Here is a 23,771-nt window from a genome sequence, read left to right on the forward strand (position 1 = left end):
TTTACTGTGCAAAATGTGGAAGAAATTCTGTCACAGTTCTTACAAAATGTCTAATGAATGCGTTTTACAGTTTCGCGATAATGGATATAAGGAGTATTTCTTTGCGCACAAGAAGAGGGACGTGCCGTTCATTAAAATAAAAAGGAGGTCAAAAGATGAGCATCACAACAAATGATACATCTGTGCTCAAAAACTATATTAATGGGGAGTGGATACATGCAACGAGCAAGCAAGCGCTCGAGGTGCCGAACCCGGCTACAAACGAGCTATTGACAAAAGTTCCGCTCTCCACAAAGGAAGATGTAAATCTTGCCGTTTCCGCAGCAAAGAACGCATTCACTTCATGGAAAAACGTACCTGTGCCGAAAAGAGCAAGAATTCTATTTAAATATCATTATCTATTAACCGAAAACCATGAAGAACTGGCCAGGTTGATTGTCGAGGAGAATGGCAAGGCATATAAGGAAGCACATGGAGAAGTGCAACGCGGGATCGAGTGTGTCGAATTTGCGGCAGGAGCACCTACACTAGTAATGGGAGAAACAATATCAGGTATTGCGGAAGACATGGATTCAGAAATGTTTCGTTATCCGCTGGGTGTAGTAGCAGGGATTACTCCGTTTAACTTTCCGATGATGGTGCCGCTCTGGATGTTTCCGTTAGCGATTGCCTGTGGGAATACGTTTGTGTTGAAGCCTTCTGAACGAACACCGATTCTCGCCAACAAGCTTGCAGAGTTGTTTACGGAAGCGGGAGCTCCTCCGGGTGTTTTAAATGTTGTTCATGGAGCCCATGATGTTGTCAATGGATTGCTCGATCATGAGGATGTTGCCGCTATCTCTTTCGTTGGCTCACAACCGGTTGCCAAATATGTATATGAACGGGCAGCCGCTGAAGGAAAGCGGGTCCAGGCTCTTTCAGGGGCGAAAAATCACCATATCGTCATGCCGGATGCGAATATGGATAAGGCAGTCCAGCATATCATCAGCTCGACGTTCGGAAGTGCCGGACAGCGGTGTATGGCGTGCAGCGCGGTGATCGTAGTCGGCGATAATGATCGTTTTATAGATGCCTTAAAAAAACAAGCCGACGAATTAATCGTCGGAAATGGCATGGATGATGAGGTTTTACTTACTCCGGTGATCCGGAAACAGCATCGGGATAAAGTGCTTGGCTATATTGAAAAGGGAATAGCTGAGGGCGCCGAGCTTATCCGCGATGGACGCAAGGAAATGAATGTTTTTGCTAAAGGAAATTTTTTAGGACCGACTATTTTCGATCATGTCCGGCCGGAAATGACAATCGCAAAGGATGAAATTTTCGCGCCAGTACTAAGTATTCTCCGCGCCGATGATTTGAATCAAGGTTTGGAATACATCAGAAAATCAAGATACGGCAACGGCGCAACCATTTATACAAACAATGCAAAAGCAATCCGAAAGTTTCGCGAACAAGCTGATGCTGGCATGCTCGGCATTAATGTTGGAGTTCCGGCAACGATGGCCTTTTTTCCATTCTCCGGCTGGAAAGATTCGTTCTATGGAGATCTCCATGTAAATGGAAAGGACGGTTTAAACTTCTATACGCGCAAAAAAATGATCACATCCCGATTTGATTTTTAAAGCAGAGAGAAAGGAGCATATGCATGGTTCAAACGAGTCAATCCCAGGATCAATTATTGGAGCACGACGAAAAATACGTTTGGCATTCGATGAAGCCTTACAATCCCAAGGCCACAATCGTCGCTGCTAAAGCTGAAGGGTCATGGATCACCGATGCAGAGGGAAAGCGCTATTTAGATGCAATGGCAGGCTTATGGTGTGTAAATGTTGGCTACGGAAGAACAGAGCTTGCTGACGCGGCTTATGAACAGCTGAAGGAAATGGCTTATTTTCCGCTTACAAACAGCCATGTTCCAGCTATTAAACTGGCAGAAAAGTTAAATGAAATTCTCGAAGATGAGTACGTTATTTTTTTCTCAAACAGCGGCTCTGAGGCAAACGAAACCGCTTTTAAAATCGCCCGTCAATATCATCAGCAGAACGGGGACCATAACCGCTATAAAATTATTTCCCGCTACCGCGGCTACCACGGCAACTCAATGGGAGCTCTAGCTGCAACAGGCCAGGCACAACGAAAATACAAATACGAGCCGCTCTCCCCAGGCTTTATCCATGTATCTCCACCGGATTCATACCGGGATAATTGCAACGTTTCTGATGCTCATGAACTGGCTTCTGTAAAGGAGATTGACCGGGTGATGACGTGGGAGCTGAGCGAAACAATTGCTGCGATGATTATGGAGCCGATTATTACTGGAGGGGGGGTCCTTGTTCCGCACGAAGGTTATATGCAGGCCGCGAAAGAGATTTGTGAAAAACATGGGGCACTTCTGATAGCAGATGAAGTCATTTGCGGTTTTGGCCGGACCGGAAAAGCATTTGGATTTATGAACTATGGGGTAAAACCCGACATCATTACAATGGCAAAAGGAATTACAAGTGCTTATTTACCGCTTTCGGCAACGGCTGTAAGAAAAGAAATCTACGAAGCTTTCAAGAGCGCCGATGAATATAATTTTTTCCGTCACGTCAGTACGTTCGGTGGAAATCCGGCTGCCTGTGCCTTGGCGATCAAAAATCTTGAGATTATGAAAGAGGAAAAATTGTTTGAGCGCTCCCGGGATCTGGGGGAAAAGGTTTTGAATGAATTAACCAATCTGCTGCAAAACCATCCTTATGTCGGCGATGTCCGCGGGAAGGGACTATTGATTGGAATTGAATTAGTGAAAGACAAAGACTCGAAGGAACCGCTGGACAATGCTCTTGTAAATGAAGTCATTGCCGACTGCAAAAATTCCGGTTTATTAATCGGCAAAAACGGCACCACAGTCGCAGGGTACAATAATGTATTAACATTATCACCGCCATTAAACATCGAACAGGAAGACTTGCAGTTTTTAATCAGGACGCTTACGGCCGCCCTTAACAAAATCAGCTAACTATTAAAAACGGGGCTGTCCCAAAAGTGGTATTTCAGCCGAAGCCTTAAAAAAGTAAAACCCAAGAATGCTGTTAAATCAACATTCTTGGGTTTTTAATTTGAGTGCATTTTACTTAATATGGACTTTTTAGACAGCCCCGTTTTTCTTGGCAGTGCAACCGTACTTTGGTCCTATGAAAATTATTTATTTGTTGTTTTCTAAATATAAGTGTTTTATTATATAAGTAAGTTCTTATATTCTTATGAAGGAGGACAGCCATGGGCGACAGATCTTTAGAAGAAAATGCCAGCATCCTCAAGCTTTTAGGTGACAAAACACGCCTATCGATGTTAGGCCTGCTTATGATTGATGAATGCTGTGTTTGTGAGTTTGTTGAGATCTATAAAATGTCACAGCCCGCCATCAGCCAGCATTTACGAAAATTGAAGGATGCCGGCTTAGTAAGAGAAAACAGAAAAGGACAATGGATTTTTTATTCCTTAAATCGTGAAAATGCTTTTTTCCCTTTGGTTCAGGATGTGTTAAAGCACATTCCGAATCAGGAAGAAAAATTCATTTGGTTAGACCAGCAAGGATTGAGAATTTCATGTGATTAATGGAGGATAGCAACCAATGTTACAGATTGTTTTAGCATCCGTCATTTTTTTAGTGACGCTTGTACTTGTCATCTGGCAGCCGAAAAATTTATCGATCGGGTGGTCTGCGTGTGGAGGAGCGATTCTAGCCCTTATCGTTGGAGTCGTTGATTTTCAGGATGTTCTCGATGTAACGAACATTGTTTGGAACGCAACACTTGCCTTTATTGCGATTATCATCATTTCCTTGATTCTTGATGAAATAGGATTTTTTGAATGGTCTGCACTTCATATGGCTAGAGTAGCTAAAGGTGATGGAGTCAAAATGTTTGTCTGTGTATCGATACTGGGAGCGATTGTAGCGGCATTTTTTGCGAACGATGGAGCAGCACTAATATTAACGCCGATCGTTTTAGCAATGGTAAGAGCATTAAATTTCGATGAGAAAATGGTTTTCCCATTTATCATTGCAAGTGGTTTTATAGCTGATACAACGTCTTTACCTTTAGTCGTCAGTAACCTGGTGAATATTGTTTCGGCAGACTTTTTCGGGATTGGTTTTAGTGAATATGCTTCCCGAATGATCGTTCCAAACTTGTTTTCACTAGTAGCCAGCATTGTAGTTTTATTTCTTTATTTTAGAAAAAGCATTCCAAGGCGATATGACTTGAATGATTTGAAAAGACCAGTCGACGCGATTCGCGATAAAAAAATGTTTCGCCTGTCATGGGGAGTATTAGCTGTATTATTGGTTGGCTATTTTGCCAGTGAGTTCTTCAATATACCTGCCTCAATCATTGCCGGCCTTATCGCGATTTTCTTTTTATTTATGGCAAGAAAGAGCCCGGCAGTCAATACGAAGCAAGTCTTAAAAGGCGCTCCATGGGCAATCGTCTTTTTCTCAATCGGAATGTATGTGGTTGTTTATGGTCTCCGTAACGCCGGGCTGACAACCATCCTTGCCGATGTCATTCAAATTGGGGTTGACGAAGGGTTATTTGCCGGTACGATGTTGATGGGCTTCATTGCGGCAATTCTTTCTTCGGTCATGAATAACATGCCTACCGTCATGATTGATGCCCTCGCTATCGCAGATACTACAGCTGCGGGGACAATGAAAGAAGCGCTTATTTATGCAAATGTTATTGGGTCAGATTTAGGTCCTAAGATTACACCTATTGGTTCTCTGGCAACCTTGCTGTGGTTGCATGTTCTATCGCAGAAGGGTGTCAAAATATCTTGGGGCACCTATTTTAAAACGGGAATCGTCTTAACCATTCCGGTATTATTTATCACATTATTAGGCTTGTACCTATGGTTACTCATAATTTAACCAGTTAATAAACTAAGGAAAAGGAGCAGTAAAAACATGTCAAATAAAAAAACCATCTATTTCTTATGTACAGGAAACTCATGCCGAAGCCAAATGGCAGAAGGATGGGCAAAAAAATATCTGGGTGATGAGTGGCGAGTTCTCAGTGCTGGAATCGAAGCACATGGGTTAAATCCAAATGCCGTTAAAGCAATGAAGGAAGTAGATATTGATATTTCCAATCAAACATCAGACATCATTGACAATGAAATTTTAAACAATGCCGACTTTGTTGTAACTTTGTGTGGTGACGCAGCAGATAAGTGCCCGATGACACCTCCACATGTAAAACGCGACCATTGGGGCTTCGACGATCCTGCAAAAGCTGAAGGAACTGATGAAGAGAAGTGGGCAGTTTTTCAGCGTGTACGTGATGAAATTGGAGAACGCATAAAACTATTTGCAGAAACAGGGAAATGATATTAATGCCGGGAGTAATCTCGGCCATTCTTTTCTAGGAGTGTATCTTATGAAAAAACTAGAGGTGTTTGATCCAGCGATGTGCTGCCCGACCGGGGTGTGTGGACCGAGTGTAGATCCTGAATTGACGCGTATTGCTTCTGCACTTTTCCTGATAGAAGGGAAAGGGTTTACTGTAAAAAGGTATAACTTAGCTAGTGAACCAGATGCTTTTATTGATAACGCTAAAGACGTGCTGAAATTTCTCCTAATTGGTGGATCATTAATCAAAGTTTTCATGCTACTGATACAACCGATCCAGTTTTAAGAGGGCGATCATTGGCAGAGAATTACTGGATTCAAACAGTAAAGAATGAATTAGCAAAAAAAGCCGCTGTTATTCCATGGTTAAAGGATAAAAATATAGGATATCAACAAATAAAAAAATCTTATTAATCATTGAGAGGTGGAACAAAATGAACATTACAGATCAGGCTCGTGATCTCTTGAACCAATTGTTTCAAGAACGGGATGCTTCAAATATTCGTATATATTTTGCAGGTTTTGGCTAAGGTAAACCACAGGTGGGGCTGGCTCTGGATGAGCCAGATAAAGATGATAAAGTGGTAACTATTAATGGGATACATGTCGCAATTGATCCTAATATTGAACCCTATACAGAAAGTCTTACTCTCGAAATTAATCAGGAGAAAAATGGACTTGTATTGTTAGGGAATGAAAGTGATTGTTGTTAACAAAACATGCTTAATTGGACATTAGAATACAATATCCAATGACTAACAACCAATAATGAACAAGCTGATGAATCCTGCCAAAAATATAGGCAGGATTTTTTATATAATGAAAATGTTCTAAAAACTACCAACAAACCAGTTTTTTATGAAATAATAATTTTAATAAAAACGATTTGTTTGATAAAGATAGGTGATAAAATGAATGTGCTCTATGTGATGATTGGTGGTTTTTTCGGTGCTATTTGCAGGTATGCATTGGGAGAGTGGTTAGCTGCAGACAGGTTCCCAATAGGCACTTTAACAATTAATCTGTTAGGATGTTTATTCCTTGGCTGGTTTTTAACGTCCGTAAGTGAAAGAAAAACTGTCAAACCCGAAACAGTTTTGTTTATCGGCACTGGATTCACTGGCTCCTTTACTACTTTTTCAGCGTTCTCACTCGAAACAATTAACTTATTGAAAAATGGCAATGAATTCTTCGCCATTTTATATATTCTTGCGAGTATGATCTTAGGTGTATTTCTTACTTTCATTGGCTACAAATTAGCAAATGTTAAAGGTGAAGCAGGATGATTTGGTTAATTGGATTGGGTGGCTCTTTTGGCGCTGCTGCCAGATACATATTAGGTACGATTATAAATAAACGGACACAAAGATTATTTCCTTTTCCAACGGGAACCTGGCTTATTAACATCACAGGTTCATTTCTGCTGGGTTTCATTGCTAATCTGCATATTGGTAATCAAATAGAGGAGTGGGGATGGTTTCTATTTGGTGTCGGCTTCTGTGGTGCTTTCACGACATTTTCAACTTTTGGATATGAGGTGATCACACTGTGGCAATCCAAACAACTTAAATTGGCATTGATATATGTGTTAAGCTCGATAATTTTAAGCGGCGTTGCTGCAGCAATAGGACTTTATCTATAATATTCAATGACAACCAGCTGGGGGAGAATTAAAAAAATGTATTCCATTATGTTATTCATACTTGCCGGTATTGCAGAAATTGGCGGGGGTTATCTGATCTGGTTATGGTTGCGGGAAGGAAAGCCATTTTACCTGGGCATTTTTGGAGGATTATCTTTAGCCTTATACGGGGTTATTGCAACATTTCAGTCGTTTCCTTCCTTTGGCCGAGTCTATGCGGCATACGGGGGAGTTTTTATCGTTCTATCAATTTTATGGGGATGGGGAATAGATAAAAAAACTCCTGATACATATGACTGGATTGGTGCTATTATTTGTTTAACAGGTGTTTCCATTATGCTGTGGGGACCAAGACAGTCATAAATATAAGAGGTGAGATGAAATGGTGATTCAATCGAACATGTCTCCAAAGTCTATTGTTCTGGTTTGGGAATCGACAAAAGAAGTATTTAATAAATATAATATCCAACTAACTGATAAGACCTTGGAGTCTTTCGTCAATGAGGAAGTTCTTACTTTGCTTCTTGCTGAATTAAATGAAAAAGTTGGCAGTTCCAGTGCAACTTGTATAGAAGGTGGCTGACAATTACCATCCATTAGGGAGTAGGTTACTCCTTAGGATCAAAAGATTAAAAAGGTAATCACTTTTTCATTTAAAAATCCCCCCTTGCACAAAATCGGAGGGGGGATTTTTTAAATTGTTAACTGCAACAAGATTGTTTCGTTTCAACTGTGATTTCACAGCAGTCTTTGTTCTCTTCGAGTGAATCCTCTTGAGAATCTTTGACCTCCTGGATCGTAATTGAACAACAGTCACTCTTGGAAACACCAGCTTTGATTTTTAAAGATTTGAACATCTCAATTCCTCCATAAATTTTTTTATATCAACCTAATAGGTTAATAACCTAGATGAAGTAGAACAATGTACCTGAAAGTGTAGACATTGTGAAAACGGATAGCAAGAAAGCAACAACAAGACGTTTATGGAAAATCGAATTGAGTAAAGCAACCTCCGGCAAGCTTGCGCCGGTGGAGCTAATCATGATGGCCATCACAGGACCTAATGCCATTCCTTTTACAATCATGATTTGGGCGATTGGAATTATCGTTGAAAGCCTGATATACAACGGGATACCGATGATCGCCGCTACAGGAATTAACCACCATTGGTCGCCGCCAAAGTAAGTTGTAATGAAATCTGTAGGAATTGCTCCATGAATGATTGAACCAATGAAAGCTCCGATAATAAGATAAGGATAAACGGTCTTCATTAGGCTTAATGTTTCATCCCAAGCTTTTTTTAGATTAAATTTACTGCTCTGTTCTTTTCCACCTGAGATAATCACATTTTTAACGGCATTTTCAAAACCAAAAGCTTCAAGAGTGAAACCTATTACGATGGAAAAGATCGTGGTAATGACGGTATAGATGATCGCTACTTTCCATCCGAGCAGGGCACCCATCAAAGTTAATATCGTCGGGTCAAGAACCGGTGACGCAAACAAGAAAATCATCACAAAACCGAATCTCAGTTTCTTCTGGAGCATGCCGACAACAACAGGGATCGTCGAACATGAACAAAACGGAGTAATAAATGCTAAAACGATAGCAACGAAAGCACCGACAATTTTATTGGAATTCAATAGATACTTTTCGATTTTTTCATACGGGATCAATCTCTGAAGAATACTGACTGCAAAAGAGATAATAAAAAACAAGACCGTCAATTCAAGAGCAATCGACAAAAAGCTAAAAATTATATCTTTCCACATAATAGCCCTCCTTAATTACTTGCAAAATGCAATTATATATGTAAAAGTTAATCCTCCTTATTTCGGAGGACAACAATAGTTTTCCGATTTCCTCATCGCCTCGTCCAACAGTGTCATCGACCGGATGACAGACTCACGTTCATACTCGCTCAAATGAGATAAAATTTGATTAAGATAATTATTCATCTCTTGATTAATGTTTTCTTCAATTCTCTTGCCTTCAGGAGTAAGCGACAAAATGTTCACCCGGTTATCGAGAGGGTGAGGGGTCTTTTTCACTAATCCCTGCGCAACAAGTGCCTTGACCTGGCGGCTGAAAGTTGTAATATCCAAGCCAAGTTCACCGGCGACATCCTGCATCGAAGGCTCGTTTTGTCTTGATATTTCATAAATAATATGGCTCTGAACCAGGCTCACATCTTCTCCGCAGCAGCTCTCACAGCATCGTTCATTGAGAAAGCCAAACCTTCTGACCACCATTTGAAACACGCTTCTTAAGTTGTTACTTTCCATTGCATTCACCTCTATTTCAGTTATAAATTATTTATTTGCATTTTGCAACTATTTTATTTTCAAAATGCAAATAATTTTATACAATATAGAAAAATGCCAGAAAGAAAGGGTGATTCAGTGTGAAAAAGGATATCGAGACAAGATTGGCATCGAAAGAGGATTTACATTCGATTTTGCATATATACAACCAAGGAATTGAAGACCGGGTTGCTACATTAGAAGAGGATCAGAAGAGCTTGGATTATATGGAAGATTGGTTTAGCCAGCATAACGAGCGTTTTGCCGTTGTAGTAGCCGTGCAAAATAATGAAGTCGTCGGTTGGGCATCGTTGAATCGTTATTCGAATCGATGCGCGTATAACGGAGTCACCGATTTGTCCATTTACATAAAAAGAGAGTATCGCGGCAGGGGAATCGGCTCAATTCTTTTATCCAATATCGAACGAATTGCCGCCCAGAACAACTTTAATAAAATCGTTTTATTTACCTTCCCTTTTAACAAGTTGGGACAGGGCCTTTACTATAAAAATGGTTATCGGGAAGTCGGTGTGTTTAAGAATCAGGGAATGCTGGATGGCCGTTATGTTGACGTAATGATTATGGAAAAGATTATCAATAATAATTGCTGATCTGGCTTGTGGAATCGTTCGGATGATATACTGGAAGTACCAAGATAATCGGAGTGATGAACGTGAAACAGATGGATTTTTCTGATTTAAATAGATCAATCGATGAAAAGAAAAGTGATGTTGAACGTAATTTGCTCCGGACAACTAGTTCGGAGCGAAAAATCCGCACCCGTCCCCGTGATGAGGAAGAAGCCAAAATTCTTGATAAACTATGCATCCAGCGGTGGAAAAAAGCAGAATCTGAAGGGAAGATTAAATATATAAGTGATCGGGTGTGGTATTATGAATTCGATTGAAGAAGCCAGGGCGAAAATCAAGTCACTTACTTCAAGAAATAAATTTGAGAAAATGATCGAGGTAGCTGCCATTCTGACAAAGCTGTTAGAGAAAAACCGCATCCGACCGGTGATTGTATTTTCGGATTGCAAATGAATCGCCGGGCCAGGCGGTTTTTGTGATGGGCATCCTGTAAGGCGAACGATACCAATCACTCACAGAAAGGGACATACTATTATTGTGACCCTCGCTCTGCTACATAAAAAACACCAAACGGGGAGGTTTTAACATTGTCAGGAAAAATAGAGTCCCGATTCGCGGACGCTTATATTGAACGGTGTGATAAGGAATCAGAACAGGTGATTGCTGCAGAAACACCAGCATTTTTAGAGCGGCCGATTGCATACCTTGAAAAACACAAAAATGAATTTATTTATCTCGAGTCTGATTGGTTCGACAAAATCGGAATCGATGCTGTTTCATTGGAAGTTGATGATGTTTTCGGAACATATGATACCATGGTTGGTTTAAAGCTCAAAAAAGCAGCGGAAGCCAGAATAAAGGCATACCTTAATCAAGAATTAAACGGGGAAGAGCCAAAGTATGATTTAATGTTCGATCATGCAGAAGGCTTGTGGAACTTAAATTTTACTTTGAACTATGTGAACGACTTTAACGAAGAGTTGTCAATCGGAGAAGCGTATAACCTGATTTATCTTTTTTTGTTTAAACTGGTTGAGGCGGCGGATCACGAATGCTCCGCAGAATTGAAATAAATCAAAAATAACCGCTCCTCTACTGGAGGAACGGTAACCGGATTAAATTAGCTGTTGTTTTATCAAATAGCTGATCACAGTGGCAGCTGCCTCTTCAAGTGAGTAAAGACTCGTATTAATGGCCAGTTCCGGTGTTTCAGGTATTTCATAAGGGGAGTCAATTCCGGTGAAATCACGGATCTCCCCTTTGCGGGCTTTCTTGTACAAGCCTTTTGGATCCCGTTCTTCACAAACTTCAAGCGGACAGTCCACATAAATTTCGATGAACTCACCTATTTTAAAAAGGTTACGGACTGCGTGCCGGTCTTCACGGAAAGGGGAGATAAAGGTAGTGAGGACGATCTGCCCGCTGTCGACGAATAGCTTCGCGACTTCTCCAACTCTCCTAATATTTTCAACCCGGTCTTCTTTGCTGAATCCAAGCCCTTTGTTTAGACCATGACGAACATTGTCACCATCTAAAACATAACTGTTTGCCCCTAATTCAAACAGTTTTCGGTCCACTTCATTTGCGAGCGTCGATTTTCCCGAACCGGATAAACCGGTAAACCACAATACGAAACTGCGATGTCCATTCCTTTGTTGCCTTTCAGCTTTGCTGACCGCCAAAGGATGCCATACTATATTACTTGCCATCGTTTGCCACCATCCCTGATCGGAATAGTGAATGCTGCTGCATTCCTTCGATCAGTATTTTGGCGACTTCCGGGCGGCTGAATTCCTTTGGTGGCATCTCCCCATTTTGCAGCATGGCCCTTACTTTTGTACCGGATAGTGACACATGATGTTCTTTGCCATGCGGACACGTCCTCGATGATGCCATGTTTTCACACTTTCGGCAGTAGTAGCTATTTTCAAAAAATAGCGTTTGAATGCCAATTTCTTCTTGAGAAAAGGCACTGAAAATTTTCTGGGCATCATAGCTGCCGTAGTAATTGCCGACTCCGGCATGATCACGCCCGACAATAAAGTGCGTGCAGCCATAATTTTTTCGGACAAGCGCGTGGAATATGGCTTCGCGAGGCCCTGCATAGCGCATTGCCGCCGGGAAAACCGATAAAAGGACGCGGTCTGTAGGATAGTAATTTTCTAAAAGAATTTTGTAGCTTCGCATTCTCACATCGCTCGGAATATCGTCTGCCTTTGTTTCGCCGACAAGCGGGTTAAGAAATAAACCATCAACGATTTCAAGTGCACATTTTTGCAGATACTCGTGGGCGCGGTGAACCGGATTTCGCGTTTGAAAGCCGACAATTGTTTTCCAGCCGCGCTTTTCAAACATGGCTCTTGTCTCTGCCGGCTCTAAGTAATAGCCAGTAAAATCATCTTTTTTCGGCCGCTTTACAAGTGTTACAGGTCCGCCCAAATAAACTTCAGGTCGGTCAAATAATTTTTTTACGCCGGGATGGTCCAGGTCGACTGTCTTGAAAACTTGCTTCGCTTCTTCTATTTTGTCCGGCAAAAACAAATCTTTTACCGTCATCACACCGTACACGATTCCGTCTTTCACAAGATTAATCGTTTCACCGTAATGGATAATTTTCGCTATCTCATTTGAAACAGGGAGGGAAATTGGAATACTCCATGGCAGCCCGCTGCTGAGGCGCATTTCTCTGACAACGGAACGATAATCATTTTCCCCCATAAAACCTTCTAACGGGCTGTAGGCGCCAATCGCAATCAGTTCAAGATCACTTAATGAGATATTATCCAGTTCTACATTTAAATTTCCGTCATTGACTGGAAGTACCTCATCAACTCGATTTATCAACACTCCGCCATGTGGCTGGATCATGATATGTTCCTCCTAACACCGTCTACTGTTGCAGGTTTCTTATAAAAAACTTGTTTTTCCTTGTTCCTTGGTTTAATAAGGCTCATAAAGCCGGCAGTAGCTACAAACACACATAGAACCACTGTAATCGAATAAAGGTCAAAATCCATAAACAGCTTTACCAGGTTATACGAAATGACAAGGGAAAAGAAAGGTGACATAAACCACACTTTCAACAACCTGTTAATCACGTCTTTTTGCCATATTTTCCATCCTTTGCTGGACATTCCGATTCCGAGAATGCTGCAGGTGGTGATCTGTGTCTGCGGTACTGGAATTCCAAACAGTGACGCGATGATGACGAGAGTTGCCCCGAGGCCGGAAACCGCACTTCCCTGTAAAAGACTCAATTCAGTAATTTTTTTTCCGTTTGTTTCAATCACTCTGCCACCAAGTAATAACGCGCCCAGAGCAACAAATAAACCACCCATGAGGATCCCGCCATTCACATTGAGAAGTCCTGCAGCAACAAGCGGCCCTATAGAATTGGCGACATTGTTCATCCCGGCTGAAAAAGCCTCCAAAAAGCCTGTCGCAATGACAAGCAGGGCAAGGACTTTAGCCCAGCGCTTTTCTTTAAGGAAAGTAAGCCTGTGCTCTATTTGCATGATGAGCTTATCAGCAAAATAGGCAAGGAAAAAGGCAAGGATGGGAATGAAAATCCAGTACATGACAATAGTGAGTAGCGATCCGAGATACACCTTTTTAAACGCAATGCCAACGCCGACAATCGCTCCTACCGTAACCTCGCTCGTTGATAAAGGGATGGCAGCCAGATTGGCTATAAAGAGGGATATCGTCGCCGAGGCAAGAATAATCAACGAGATATTGACACTGATCACATCCTGGGGAATAATCTTCGAACCGAGCGTTTTCACAACTTCTCCGCCCCCAAGTGAAGCTCCAAGCATTACTCCAATCGCACATATCAGCAATGCAATCCGCCTCGTTTTAACAGCGCCGGAACCATAAGCAATTCCCATCGAAGCGGCTGCACCGCTTGCCCCGATGTTCATCGCAAAGAAAAAACCGACTGCACAAGCAAGCACAATAACGATCAAAGTTGTACATCTCCCATCATGACTGATGCAGTCCGCATTCAGTTTTGTCGCTGTTTGCCCATCTTCCAGCCCGGGAATCTGCAGATCCTTCGACAGGCACAGTGCAAGGTGCACAGCCAATACTCGGATAATGCTGATCATGCAAAGGGTTATATGGAAGTTGATTTAACTGGATATAGTCCCAAATATCATTCCATGTCCAGTGAATGAGCGGGCAAATTTTGATGCTTTTAAATTTATCGTCTTTATTAATGAATTGAATGTTTCTCCTCGTTAATGACTGTTCCCTGCGCAAGCCAGAAATCCAGGCATCGGCCTTGGACAGCTCCGCAGCAAGAGGTTCAATCTTTCGCAGCTGGCAGCAAAGATTCGGGTTCCTCTTCCAAAGTTGTTCTCCATACTGATCAGCTTGTTCTTGAACGGTTAAACCAGGTTTAACGAATTTGATCGAAAAATCTTTGTATCTATTTCTGATGGTGTCTGCAAGTTCATATGTTTCTTTAAAATGTAAATCCGTGTCCAAAAAAATCACTTTTGCTTCCTTGTTTACTTTCGATAATAAATCTAAAAGCACCATACCTTCCGCTCCAAAGCTGCAGGCATATACGATCCTGTTGCCATATTCCCGGCAGGCCCATTTTAGAACATCCATTGAATCACGCAACTGTCCCAGTATCTGCTGTAAATTTACTTCATTCCATGTTTCATATGTTAATGTATTTCCCATCCATTTCCCCTCGCTTTCAGAAAAGTTTTGGGTAAGGGACATTCACGTCCAAACACCCGGTTAACCTGAAAAATTAGGTTAATACCTAAAGCAGATTATTCATTTTTTCAGGGAAATGTTCGCTGAAACAGCGCCTATTTATTGAGTTTCCCGCAGAATCCGGGGGATAAGGTACCTTTTTCCAATAGGCGAATATACTTATAAGGGTTATGAAGTTTTCTATGTTAATGTTTCGACCAATTTTGAGTTAAAGCAGGAGAGGGCTTATGAAAATTAACATTTATCAAGGGCATCAGCACGTTTTGGAACCTTCCGATATCAATATTGTCATTGATGTGATTCGTGCATTCACAGTTGCCCATTACGCTTTTCGGGGAGGCGTAAAAGAAATTTTACTTATAAAGGAAGTAAGTGAGGCTGTCAGCTTAAAGGAAAAATACCCGCACTATCTATTGGCAGGCGAGGTTGGCGGACTGCCGATTGAAGGATTTGATCTAGATAACTCCCCCAGGAATGTATCGGTACACGACATCTTTGGCAAAACAATCGTGCAAAAAACAACAAATGGCGTAAAAGCAACACTGAATGCTCTGGAGGCAAATGAAGTCTTTGTTACCGGGTTTAGCAACGCAAGGACAACGGCGGAACACGTAAAAAAAATAGCAGCGCAAAATGATGATGTGGTCATCAATATTATTGCGTCTCATCCGGATGGAGATGACGATTTAGCTTGTGCGCAATATATGAAATCAATCATCGAAGGGGTATATTCAATGAATTCTGAGGAAGTCGTAAAAAGAATTGTAAACTGCCGGGCAGCTGAAAAATTTTTTGATGAATCAAAACCTGAGTTTCACCGGGATGACATTTTCTATTGTATAAAAGAACTGCCTGAGAACTTTGTCATGAAGGTTGACATTGGAAGGGGAATACCAAGAATTTTGAAGGTGACACTATGAGTTATGCAGGATTAAGTCTGCCTGAAAGGCAAAATAAACCGAGAAGCAGTGGACTGACGATTTTGATAGATAACGGCGTACCATTTCGTTTTTTGGAGGAAACGATAAAAGATGCCGGCCAATTTATCGATTTTGTGAAGTTTGGCTGGGGTACATCGATCGTGAGTAAGAATATATCGAAAAAAATTGCCTGCTTACAGGAAAATCATGTGGAATTTTTTTTCGGTGGAACTTTGTTTGAAAAGTTTTTAAGCCAGAAAAAAATGGATGATTACTATCTTTACTTAAAAAAGTTTGGTTGTAACTATGTTGAAATTTCCAATGGGACAATCGCGATAGCCAACAAAGAGAAGGCAAAATTTATTACCGATTTTGCGTCAGAATTTTTCGTGTTCAGCGAGGTTGGAAGTAAAGACAGTGAATTGTCCGGATCCATTGAGTCTGTTGATTGGATTGAATTTATACTGGAAGACCTTGAGGCAGGGGCCAACAAAGTGATTACGGAAGCCCGTGAAAGCGGAACAAGCGGCCTTTGCCAGGGAGATGGGGAAATAAGGTTTGATATTATTGATGACATTTATAGTTCCGGCATCGATATCAATCAAATCATTTTTGAAGCGCCGAACAAAAAAATGCAAACTGCTTTTATCAAACTGGCCGGGCCAAGTGTCAATTTGGCCAACATACCTTTATGTGATGCTATTCCGTTGGAAACTCTCAGGCTGGGATTACGTTCCGATACGTTTTATTTATTTGACAGGGAGGAGCAGGAGTGAGAGCTTCCAACAAAGTATTCCATCTCGCCATTCCATGCAAAGACCTGGATGAGACAGTGGAATTTTACAAAAAGCTTGGCTGTAAACTGGCAAGAAGATATGATGACAGGGCAACCTTCAACTTTTTTGGCGATCAGCTCGTCTGCCACTTAAACCCTGAAGGTATTGATTTACAGCCTAAAATATATCCGCGCCACTTTGGGATTACATTTATGGAAAGACAAGAATTCGAGCAAACGCTCAAATACGCTTATGAAAAAAAACTGCCTTTTTTTCATAAGCCCTCGCGCCGTTTTGCGGGAAAGCAGGAGGAGCATGAAACATTCTTTTTAATTGACCCGGCCAATAATTTGCTTGAGTTTAAATACTATTATGATATAAATATGGTTTATTAAGTTACGTGAGAGCGGCCGTTTGGTGCTCTCTTTTTTTGTGAGGATGCGTTTAGCAATTATAATTGTACATTGAGCGCAATCACTATTTTTAGCAAATGGGCAGCTTCCTTTCAACCGCAAAAATTCTTATTCGTCAAAAAATTTAAAATTTTCTAATAAAGTTTAAAACAATACTAAAGCACTAGATAAATTTGTCGATATTAGTAATATAAAGACTAATATAAGTAAAAGGAATCACGTAAATTATTGTAATTTTCGAAGAATATTTACCGCGTTTAAAGCCCGTCCCTCATATTTCCAGTTTTCTACTTTGTTTTTCCGGCTGTTCTCTTTAAAGTTGATTTTCACAGTCAGTATATAGGTTCACTGCAAAACAAGATAAAAATTGGGGATGGGTAGTGGCTGCAGGAACCTATATGGAGGATTTTAACGCAGGTGCAAATTCTATTTTACACGTATTAATGGTTACGTTAGGTTTCTCGCTCGTACTGGGCGCAGTCATTGTCTGGTTGATGACCGGGCGCAAAAACATGATCCAGGGATACCTGGATTATTTTTTTTCTGCATTTTTACGTAAAAGTCGCTAGTGCCCTAAAAGCTATATTTGTGAAGCCAAGCAATTATAGATATGTACTTCCGGTCTTATGGTAAAATGGTAGAAGTTGCTTACAGAAACCAGAAGGAGTATCCCTCGATGAATCAAACATTTAATAACAAGGAAAAAATGAAGCAAATATTAATCCTGTTGATTCCCATCCTCATCACCCAGCTTGGGATGTTTTCAATGGTGTTTTTTAATACGGTAATGTCAGGCAAATATAATCCGGCAGATTTGGCCGGAGTGGCGATCGGTTCATCGATCTGGAATCCGATCTTTACCGGGTTAAGCGGTATTTTGCTTGCAGTTTCCCCGATTGCCGCCCAGCGATTCGGTGAAAAGAAGAGCAGGGAAATTACGTCTGTTGTGACTCACGGTATTTATTTGGCTGTTTTCATTGCGCTGTTCGTTATCATCGTTGGTTTTTTTGCACTCAATCCGCTTTTGGAGAACATGGACCTCGATGCAAGCGTAGCACAAACTGCTCATGATTTTTTGGTTGCCTTAAGTTTTGGAATGATTCCTTTATTTATTTTTAATGTGTTAAGGGCCTTTATTTATTCACTCGGGAAAACGCGGATCGTTATGATCATTACGATCTCTTCATTGCCTATTAATTTCTTCCTGAATTACGTATTGATTTTCGGCAAGTTCGGTTTCCCGGAGCTGGGAGGGGCGGGAGCGGGATATTCAACCGCAATCACCTATTGGATTTTATCGGGCGTAACGGCATGGATCATTGCCCGGCAAGAGCCATTTGCCACATATAACGTTTTTAAGAATATGAATCATTTTTCACTTTCTGAGTGCAAAGAAATTTTAAAAATCGGTGTACCAATGGGGCTTTCAACCTTTTTTGAAACAAGCATGTTTGCCGTTGTCACGATCTTGTTAAGCAGATTTGATATTACAACAATTGCCTCTTACCAATCCGCCCTGAATATCGTATCCTTCCTTTATATGATTCCGATCAGTATTTCGATCGCTTTAACAGTGTTAGTCGGATTTGAAGTAGGGGCAAGGCGATATCAAGATGCAAAAATCTATAGCTGGATGGGTATCGCCTTATCCGTATTGATTGCACTTTTCACAGGATTACTGGTAATCATATTCCGCTTTGAGGTAGCCGGAATTTATTCGAATGAGGCTGCTGTCATTGCGCTAACAGCCCATTTCTTGATCTATGCTTTATTCTTCCAAATTTCCGATGCGATCCAGGCAACCGCACAGGCGGCTTTAAGAGGATATAAGGATGTCAATATCTCATTTATCATGACACTTATTGCTTACTGGCTCATCTGTTTGCCGGTTGGTTATATTTTAGCCCACCATACCAAATTGGGGGCGACTGGATACTGGATCGGCCTAACGACAGGATTACTGGCTGCGGGAATTTGTTTGTCGATGAGGCTCATCTACATTCAAAAACGAAAATATCATACAGCAGGGGCCTGACCCCAAATGGTTAAATAATAGGTATATCATGGTAGCTTAATAACAAAAAGCTGCCTGGAATTTCGGCAGCCGACTGCGTATAAATGGGTTTGAATAAACAGTGTTTTGTTACGGGATAATAAATTGGGGTTTTTAAATTTATTTATCGTATGATTCCATTATGCTTCCTTGTAAATTAGTTATGATTGGATTGTTTTCTCAACAGGGTAGGAAGAACCTATTTCACTGAGAAATATTTCTTAATGTCCTGGTAAGTGTCTACACCTCTTACTCTTTCATACATCTTTATTACACCATATCTGTTTTTCTAAAGGAGGTGTGGGACTAGTTTTCACACATTATATTTACCTCGCTATATGCTTACCAATCTTCAGCTAACCCCACCATCCACTATTCTTATTAGTGTCATATTAAAGAGCTTTAACCCTTTAAACTTATCGCTCAAATAAATATTAGATTATATTTTAATATATCCTGCACTAACCAGTGAAAAAAGATATAATTTGTAATCCATGTCGCCCAAGACACATTTTGATGGATCTATTCCTTTAAAAACCATAAATTCGAACATAATTTTTTCACATGGTCCGTATGTTGAAATGAATGGACTCAAGTATTTACCATCTTCACTTTGAAAAATAATATATAATAACGTCCCTTGACTAGCAGCATGATTTCGTTCTTCAGGATTTGAATGGTCTATTTTAGTAGTTAGTGTGCCATAAGATTCTTTGAATTCATTATGGGTGATTTTCTCCTCTTTATTATATAAATTTTCAAGAACAGATTGGTCATCAATTAAATAACATTTAGTTAAGAATGACGGATTAAAGAAAGGGTCTTGGTGTAACTCAGAAAATAAGTCACTGTCCATTTCTTTAGCTTTATATTTTGTTTTTAGGATTCTATCGATTTCATCCAAACTAAATTTACTAATGTTTAATTGCTTGAATTTTTCATGGGCTTCTAATGCATTAAAATTATCAAAAGAAAGTGTCACTATAACATCCCATCTTTCATTTTTTAATAAATGTTCTTAATTATATTTATAACAGTTACGTTAACCAAAATCACTTTAGTTACAATTAATCGGAAATGACATCCATTCTGGATGTCATTTCTAATTAAAAATCTGAACGATAATAACATATGTGTTCTTTTAATGCCAGAAAAATAGCTAACCATTTAAATTTTATTTTTTTTATTTTGTAACTAAATACAACAAAATATTTATTTTTAGTAAGAGTAAAAAGAGTGACCCCCAGATCTATTCCACTTATGGAAATGAGGAAGAAATTTTGGATAGGTTCCGTGCGGTCCATCAAAAACAGGTGTTCTGCCACCGCCTGCTGATTGAGCTACTTTCTTAGCCAAAGTGCCATTTTTAGACCATACGTTATTACTGCTGAAGGTTGATCCATTAAGCCTAGCCACTGCAGTGCTAAAAGAAATCGGGTCACCAATGTAAACGCCTTTAGAAGTGTTTAGATAGGCGGCGTAATGGTCATAGTTTTTGTTTTTTAATTTGGATGCTATCTCGGAAGCAAGAGTATAAGTTACTCCTCCAATGACTATCGCAAGCCCAATTGAAATCAGGTGAGCTAATAATGCCTCTCCAATCACAACACCTATTGGTACCAAGAATGCAAAAGAAGCTTCTAATTCATTTGTATTTACATGGTATTCTTCACCCGTCTTAGCATCAACAAACTTCGCAACAATTCCTTCTTCAGTTGCATTTTCTATTAATACTTTATATTCCTTTACTCGCTCATTTCCATTATCATCAGTTTCAATTGATGATAATGTAAATTCATTTGTATCGTGATCAAGGGTTAGTGAAACATCTGCATCTGTAATGTTTAAATTCTCATCCGTTGTAGAAGAAGTTCCTTCTTCTTGAACAATATCCTCAACCGTAGTATCTTGAGGGATATCGTATACTGCCTCATCAAATGAAAGATCTGCCTCTACTGTTAACTCTTCTTGAGTATTCTGGACTTCTATTTCACCTTCATTCCCGACCGCTTCTTGAATTAGTTCTTCGGTCACAGCAGCTTCATTTTCTTCTGCAAAGATTCTGTTGTTTGGTACAAAACCAATTATCATTATCATAACAAGAAGCACAGCTAAATATTTTCTAAATAAACGAGGTTTCATCAGTTTCACTCCCTAAAATATGATAATTTAACAAACCCATTTCCATATAATTTTTTATCGCCAATGTTAATTGAATATTTTTTTAAAACCCTATTTACCTGCTTGGAAAGATCTTTTTCTTCCAAATCCAAATTGAACTTTTTTTCATTTTGCAGAATAATTGAGACAAGGCCAGTCATGTATGCGGCTGCTAAAGATGTTCCACTATACTCCTGGTATTTACCATCTTTTGAAGTAGTAAGAATTGCAGCACCTGGTAGTGAATAATCTATTTTCCCTTTAGCAGAATAGCTTGGTATGATTTTATAATTTGAATTCACTGCGGTTACTGAAATAACATCTTTATATCGTGCAGGAAAGTTGACATTTAGTCCATAATTATTACCTGCAGCTGCAACCACAATAATTCCGGAATTAACAGCCTTTTTTATTATTTTATGAAGTTCAGGATTATTCGAAGACATGCCAAAACTTATATTAATAACTTGGACTTTATTCTCAATGGACCACTCTATCCCTGTTATTAATGACTCAATGCTACCTTTTCCATTGTCATTTAATATTTTTACTGAATAGATCTCCACATTTGGTGCCACTCCGACTATTCCAAAATCGTTATTTTCTGCTGCAATTACTCCAGCAATTGCTGTGCCATGCCCAAATTTATCCTCGATAGGTTGATTTGGATTTATTGCATTAAACTCTTTAACCACTTTTCCTTGTAAATCTTCATGTTCTTTTAAAATTCCACTATCAAGAATAGCAACCTTAATTTTGGTAGATTTTGTTTTTTCCTTTCTTTGATATTTCTCTAACCCTAAGCTTTTTAGTCCCCACGGGATGATTTGATTTGTTGTACTATTTAATAGTTGTATATCACTAGCTTTTTTATTTGAATTATCAATTAACCTAGTGGTATTCTGCTTATCATTTTGATCCCAAAAATCATTAAAAAAAACAGTTAAAACTAGTAGAATACCTATTACTATAACAAAAATAGTAATAAACCAATTTCTTCTAAAATTAATCTCCTCATTTCCAATTATTTTAAAAGAATCTTCAATTAATTTTTAAGTTTATTCCCCCTTTTTATTCATTAATTTGTGAAATAATAACTGGATGAACATTATTTCACAAATATATATATATTTATTATAAATAGAAAAAATAGGGAGTACATTAAATTTTTGTCGACTTATTTCGACAGTTAATATGAGAGCTAGTATTAGTTAGTTTTTTCCAAACCACCGATATAAGGCTTGAGCGTATTCATCCAACACCATGATGTAATATCCGGGTGTAAGCTGCCTAATTTAATGGCAGTGTTTTTTTATGTTTAGGAAAAAATTGTGGCGGGAACATATGGGGAACTCATGCGATAATGGAGAAAGTCAAAATATTTCCTGGCGGTTTGACGGCTTGCAAATTGAAGAAGAATATTAAGGTGCCTTTAACTTAATCGAAAACAGCAATTTCGAATTGATGCAGATAACAAGGGAGTGCCAGATGGCTGGTATTTGCCTGGTACCCTGACTTCTTCTGATGGGGTCGATTCAACAACTGCTTATGCAGGCGGCAAATCGATAAAATTAACGGGACAGCGCGAAGTCGATAAATTTGTCCGCCAGGAATTGAAGGTCAGTGGAACAACCGGACAAGAAATTACCGTATCCGGGTTTTCAAAAGTTGATTCTCCGACAGCTATTGCGGGTCCTTATCAGATGAATGTAGCCATTAATCACACTGATGGTACCATTCAATGGGTAAATGGTGATTTTGACAGAAGCAAATCCCATGATTTGCAGCATGCTTCCCTCAGATTTGCGGCGACAAAAGACTTTAACTCATTGACAGTCTATTACCAATCCAAAGACCAAACCAGGACTGCCTGGTTCGATTCTGTCAAAGCTCAAGTGGGTTCCATACGTACAAAGTCTGCTTACGATTCACTCGGGAATTATGTGATCAACAGTACCGACCCGAATGGAAATAATGTATAGAAGACTTATGATCCGATTGGAAATGTTACGGGAGAAACGGTTGGCGGCGATACCCGCCAATATGAATACAATGCCTTTAAATCAAACTGTTACACGATTCGAAGGGGAGGATGGCAAAGTTTCCAGGGTCGTCACAACAAAAGGGGAATACGAAGCAGACCTGGTCATCCTTTGTGTCGGCTTCCGCCCGAATACCGGCCTTTTAAAAGGACAAGTGGACATGCTCGAAAATGGTGCGATCAAGGTGAATGAGTATATGCAAACAAGCAAAAAGCATGTATATGCTGCTGGTGACAGCTGTGCGGTTATGTACAACCCAACAAAACAGCATGCCTATATTCCACTGGCTACTAATGCCGTCCGCATGGGTACACTGGTTGCCAAGAATCTCGTAAAACCAACAATCAAATACATGGGAACCCAAGGAACATCGGGACTTCACATTTATGATTATAATATGGCTTCAACCGGGATTACAGAATCAGCAGCTAAAAGTTTGCACATGAATGTGAAAAGTATCACAATCACAGACAATAACCGGCCGGAATTTATGCCAACATATGAGCCTGTCACTTTAAAAGTGGTCTATGAAGAAGAAACAAACCGCATTGTTGGTGCCCAAGTAATCTCAAAAGCGGATATGACCCAAGCAATCAACACGATTTCTGTTTGCATTCAAAACGAAATGACGATTGAGGACCTGGGCTTTGTCGATTTCTTCTTCCAACCGCATTTCAATAAACCAATGAACATATTGAATCAAGCCGGTCTGCAGGCACTGGCCCAGTAACGTACTGAATAAATAC

Annotated in this window: 29 protein-coding genes and 3 pseudogenes; 22 read left to right on the plus strand and 10 right to left on the minus strand. The window is 39.9% G+C overall.

All coding sequences use genetic code 11. The features are described 5' to 3' along the window. Positions 1-155 precede the first annotated feature (155 nt). The 11 genes and pseudogenes from CU633_RS03860 (at position 156) to CU633_RS03905 (ending at position 7,617) form a co-directional block, all read left to right on the plus strand. Complete coding sequence (locus CU633_RS03860; RefSeq protein WP_101658415.1) at positions 156-1,622, plus strand: CoA-acylating methylmalonate-semialdehyde dehydrogenase; 1,467 nt, start codon at positions 156-158, stop codon at positions 1,620-1,622. Positions 1,623-1,645: 23 nt separating this feature from the next. Then, positions 1,646-3,001 (plus strand): aspartate aminotransferase family protein, encoded by a 1,356-nt coding sequence (locus CU633_RS03865; RefSeq protein ID WP_101658416.1) that lies wholly within the window; start codon positions 1,646-1,648, stop codon positions 2,999-3,001. A 260-nt stretch (positions 3,002-3,261) separates the two neighbouring features. Next, positions 3,262-3,600, plus strand: coding sequence for an ArsR/SmtB family transcription factor (locus CU633_RS03870; protein ID WP_101658417.1), 339 nt, complete (start codon positions 3,262-3,264; stop codon positions 3,598-3,600). Positions 3,601-3,616: 16 nt separating this feature from the next. Next, complete coding sequence (locus CU633_RS03875; protein WP_101658418.1) at positions 3,617-4,912, plus strand: arsenic transporter; 1,296 nt, start codon at positions 3,617-3,619, stop codon at positions 4,910-4,912. Positions 4,913-4,948: 36 nt separating this feature from the next. Next, on the plus strand, positions 4,949-5,371 hold the full coding sequence (gene arsC, locus CU633_RS03880; protein WP_101658419.1) for an arsenate reductase (thioredoxin): 423 nt from the start codon (positions 4,949-4,951) through the stop codon (positions 5,369-5,371). Positions 5,372-5,420: 49 nt separating this feature from the next. Beyond that, positions 5,421-5,642: pseudogene (locus tag CU633_RS03885) on the plus strand (arsenic metallochaperone ArsD family protein); the annotation flags it as partial. Positions 5,643-5,934: 292 nt separating this feature from the next. Continuing rightward, on the plus strand, positions 5,935-6,105 hold the full coding sequence (locus CU633_RS22695; protein WP_180954855.1) for a hypothetical protein: 171 nt from the start codon (positions 5,935-5,937) through the stop codon (positions 6,103-6,105). Positions 6,106-6,303: 198 nt separating this feature from the next. Beyond that, positions 6,304-6,678 carry a fluoride efflux transporter CrcB gene (gene crcB, locus CU633_RS03890; protein ID WP_101658421.1) on the plus strand — a complete coding sequence of 125 codons (375 nt, stop codon included), beginning with the start codon at positions 6,304-6,306 and terminating at the stop codon, positions 6,676-6,678. After that, complete coding sequence (gene crcB / locus CU633_RS03895) at positions 6,675-7,034, plus strand: fluoride efflux transporter CrcB (protein WP_101658422.1); 360 nt, start codon at positions 6,675-6,677, stop codon at positions 7,032-7,034. Before crcB (CU633_RS03890) ends, crcB (CU633_RS03895) begins: the two co-directional genes overlap by 4 nt. A 36-nt stretch (positions 7,035-7,070) precedes the next feature. Continuing rightward, on the plus strand, positions 7,071-7,397 hold the full coding sequence (locus tag CU633_RS03900) for a YnfA family protein (RefSeq protein WP_101658423.1): 327 nt from the start codon (positions 7,071-7,073) through the stop codon (positions 7,395-7,397). Positions 7,398-7,416: 19 nt separating this feature from the next. Continuing rightward, complete coding sequence (locus tag CU633_RS03905) at positions 7,417-7,617, plus strand: hypothetical protein (protein ID WP_101658424.1); 201 nt, start codon at positions 7,417-7,419, stop codon at positions 7,615-7,617. 118 nt (positions 7,618-7,735) lie between these two features. Here CU633_RS03905 and CU633_RS22700 read toward each other — a convergent pair whose 3' ends face one another. The 3 genes from CU633_RS22700 to CU633_RS03915 are packed head-to-tail and all read right to left on the minus strand — an operon-like array spanning position 7,736 to position 9,319. Beyond that, on the minus strand, positions 7,736-7,891 hold the full coding sequence (locus tag CU633_RS22700) for a hypothetical protein (RefSeq protein ID WP_180954846.1): 156 nt from the start codon (positions 7,889-7,891) through the stop codon (positions 7,736-7,738). 48 nt (positions 7,892-7,939) lie between these two features. Continuing rightward, a complete protein-coding gene (locus tag CU633_RS03910) occupies positions 7,940-8,806 on the minus strand; it encodes a permease (RefSeq protein WP_101658425.1) in 867 nt (288 codons plus the stop codon). A gap of 57 nt (positions 8,807-8,863) precedes the next feature. Next, on the minus strand, positions 8,864-9,319 hold the full coding sequence (locus tag CU633_RS03915; protein ID WP_101658426.1) for a MarR family winged helix-turn-helix transcriptional regulator: 456 nt from the start codon (positions 9,317-9,319) through the stop codon (positions 8,864-8,866). Between the two features lie 119 nt (positions 9,320-9,438). On the opposite strand from CU633_RS03915, the gene CU633_RS03920 reads away from it, so the two are divergent. The 4 genes from CU633_RS03920 (at position 9,439) to CU633_RS03930 (ending at position 11,000) form a co-directional block, all read left to right on the plus strand. After that, positions 9,439-9,948 (plus strand): arsinothricin resistance N-acetyltransferase ArsN1 family A, encoded by a 510-nt coding sequence (locus CU633_RS03920; protein WP_101658427.1) that lies wholly within the window; start codon positions 9,439-9,441, stop codon positions 9,946-9,948. Between the two features lie 56 nt (positions 9,949-10,004). Then, on the plus strand, positions 10,005-10,244 hold the full coding sequence (locus CU633_RS03925; RefSeq protein WP_245917425.1) for a hypothetical protein: 240 nt from the start codon (positions 10,005-10,007) through the stop codon (positions 10,242-10,244). Then, positions 10,231-10,380, plus strand: coding sequence for a hypothetical protein (locus CU633_RS22705; protein ID WP_180954847.1), 150 nt, complete (start codon positions 10,231-10,233; stop codon positions 10,378-10,380). Before CU633_RS03925 ends, CU633_RS22705 begins: the two co-directional genes overlap by 14 nt. Positions 10,381-10,514: 134 nt before the next feature. Further along, positions 10,515-11,000 (plus strand): branched-chain amino acid aminotransferase, encoded by a 486-nt coding sequence (locus CU633_RS03930; protein ID WP_101658428.1) that lies wholly within the window; start codon positions 10,515-10,517, stop codon positions 10,998-11,000. 42 nt (positions 11,001-11,042) lie between these two features. Here the strand turns inward: CU633_RS03930 and cysC are convergent, their stop codons facing one another. From cysC to CU633_RS03950, 4 genes are read right to left on the minus strand one after another with little or no spacing between them, the layout of a single operon-like run. Beyond that, entirely contained in the window at positions 11,043-11,636 is a 594-nt protein-coding gene (gene cysC / locus CU633_RS03935) for an adenylyl-sulfate kinase (protein ID WP_101658429.1), read from the minus strand. Further along, positions 11,626-12,795, minus strand: coding sequence for a sulfate adenylyltransferase (gene sat, locus CU633_RS03940; RefSeq protein ID WP_101658430.1), 1,170 nt, complete (start codon positions 12,793-12,795; stop codon positions 11,626-11,628). Before sat ends, cysC begins: the two co-directional genes overlap by 11 nt. Beyond that, positions 12,792-13,895, minus strand: a complete 1,104-nt coding sequence (locus tag CU633_RS03945) for an inorganic phosphate transporter (RefSeq protein ID WP_308314696.1) — start codon at positions 13,893-13,895, stop codon at positions 12,792-12,794. Before CU633_RS03945 ends, sat begins: the two co-directional genes overlap by 4 nt. A gap of 16 nt (positions 13,896-13,911) precedes the next feature. After that, a complete protein-coding gene (locus tag CU633_RS03950) occupies positions 13,912-14,622 on the minus strand; it encodes a phosphoadenylyl-sulfate reductase (protein ID WP_101658431.1) in 711 nt (236 codons plus the stop codon). Positions 14,623-14,888: 266 nt separating this feature from the next. On the opposite strand from CU633_RS03950, the gene CU633_RS03955 reads away from it, so the two are divergent. From CU633_RS03955 to CU633_RS03975, 5 genes and pseudogenes are all read left to right on the plus strand, one after another. Further along, the gene (locus CU633_RS03955) at positions 14,889-15,581 is read left to right on the plus strand and encodes a 2-phosphosulfolactate phosphatase (RefSeq protein WP_101658432.1); all 693 of its coding nucleotides are present in this window, start codon (positions 14,889-14,891) and stop codon (positions 15,579-15,581) included. After that, positions 15,578-16,357, plus strand: a complete 780-nt coding sequence (locus CU633_RS03960; protein WP_101658433.1) for a phosphosulfolactate synthase — start codon at positions 15,578-15,580, stop codon at positions 16,355-16,357. Before CU633_RS03955 ends, CU633_RS03960 begins: the two co-directional genes overlap by 4 nt. Further along, complete coding sequence (locus CU633_RS03965; RefSeq protein WP_101658434.1) at positions 16,354-16,752, plus strand: VOC family protein; 399 nt, start codon at positions 16,354-16,356, stop codon at positions 16,750-16,752. The genes CU633_RS03960 and CU633_RS03965 overlap by 4 nt, the downstream gene beginning before the upstream one ends. A gap of 380 nt (positions 16,753-17,132) precedes the next feature. Beyond that, positions 17,133-17,339, plus strand: a pseudogene (locus tag CU633_RS03970) (hypothetical protein); the annotation flags it as partial. Positions 17,340-17,446: 107 nt separating this feature from the next. Continuing rightward, positions 17,447-18,805 (plus strand): MATE family efflux transporter, encoded by a 1,359-nt coding sequence (locus CU633_RS03975; protein ID WP_101658436.1) that lies wholly within the window; start codon positions 17,447-17,449, stop codon positions 18,803-18,805. A 457-nt stretch (positions 18,806-19,262) separates the two neighbouring features. Here the strand turns inward: CU633_RS03975 and CU633_RS03980 are convergent, their stop codons facing one another. From CU633_RS03980 to CU633_RS03990, 3 genes are all read right to left on the minus strand, one after another. Beyond that, positions 19,263-19,805: a hypothetical protein gene (locus CU633_RS03980; protein ID WP_101658437.1), complete on the minus strand. Its 543-nt coding sequence runs from the start codon at positions 19,803-19,805 to the stop codon at positions 19,263-19,265. 236 nt (positions 19,806-20,041) lie between these two features. Next, positions 20,042-20,965, minus strand: a complete 924-nt coding sequence (locus CU633_RS03985) for an SAR2788 family putative toxin (protein ID WP_101658438.1) — start codon at positions 20,963-20,965, stop codon at positions 20,042-20,044. 5 nt (positions 20,966-20,970) lie between these two features. Then, positions 20,971-22,029, minus strand: coding sequence for a S8 family peptidase (locus CU633_RS03990; protein WP_308314701.1), 1,059 nt, complete (start codon positions 22,027-22,029; stop codon positions 20,971-20,973). Positions 22,030-22,464: 435 nt separating this feature from the next. On the opposite strand from CU633_RS03990, the gene CU633_RS03995 reads away from it, so the two are divergent. Together CU633_RS03995 and CU633_RS04000 are read left to right on the plus strand one after the other, a co-directional pair. Then, on the plus strand, positions 22,465-22,965 hold the full coding sequence (locus CU633_RS03995) for a hypothetical protein (RefSeq protein ID WP_142383391.1): 501 nt from the start codon (positions 22,465-22,467) through the stop codon (positions 22,963-22,965). 70 nt (positions 22,966-23,035) lie between these two features. Beyond that, positions 23,036-23,755, plus strand: a pseudogene (locus CU633_RS04000) (FAD-dependent oxidoreductase); the annotation flags it as partial. Positions 23,756-23,771 lie beyond the last annotated feature (16 nt).

The organism is Bacillus sp. V3-13 (genome assembly GCF_002860165.1).
Lineage (GTDB): Bacteria > Bacillota > Bacilli > Bacillales > Cytobacillaceae > Bacillus_BJ.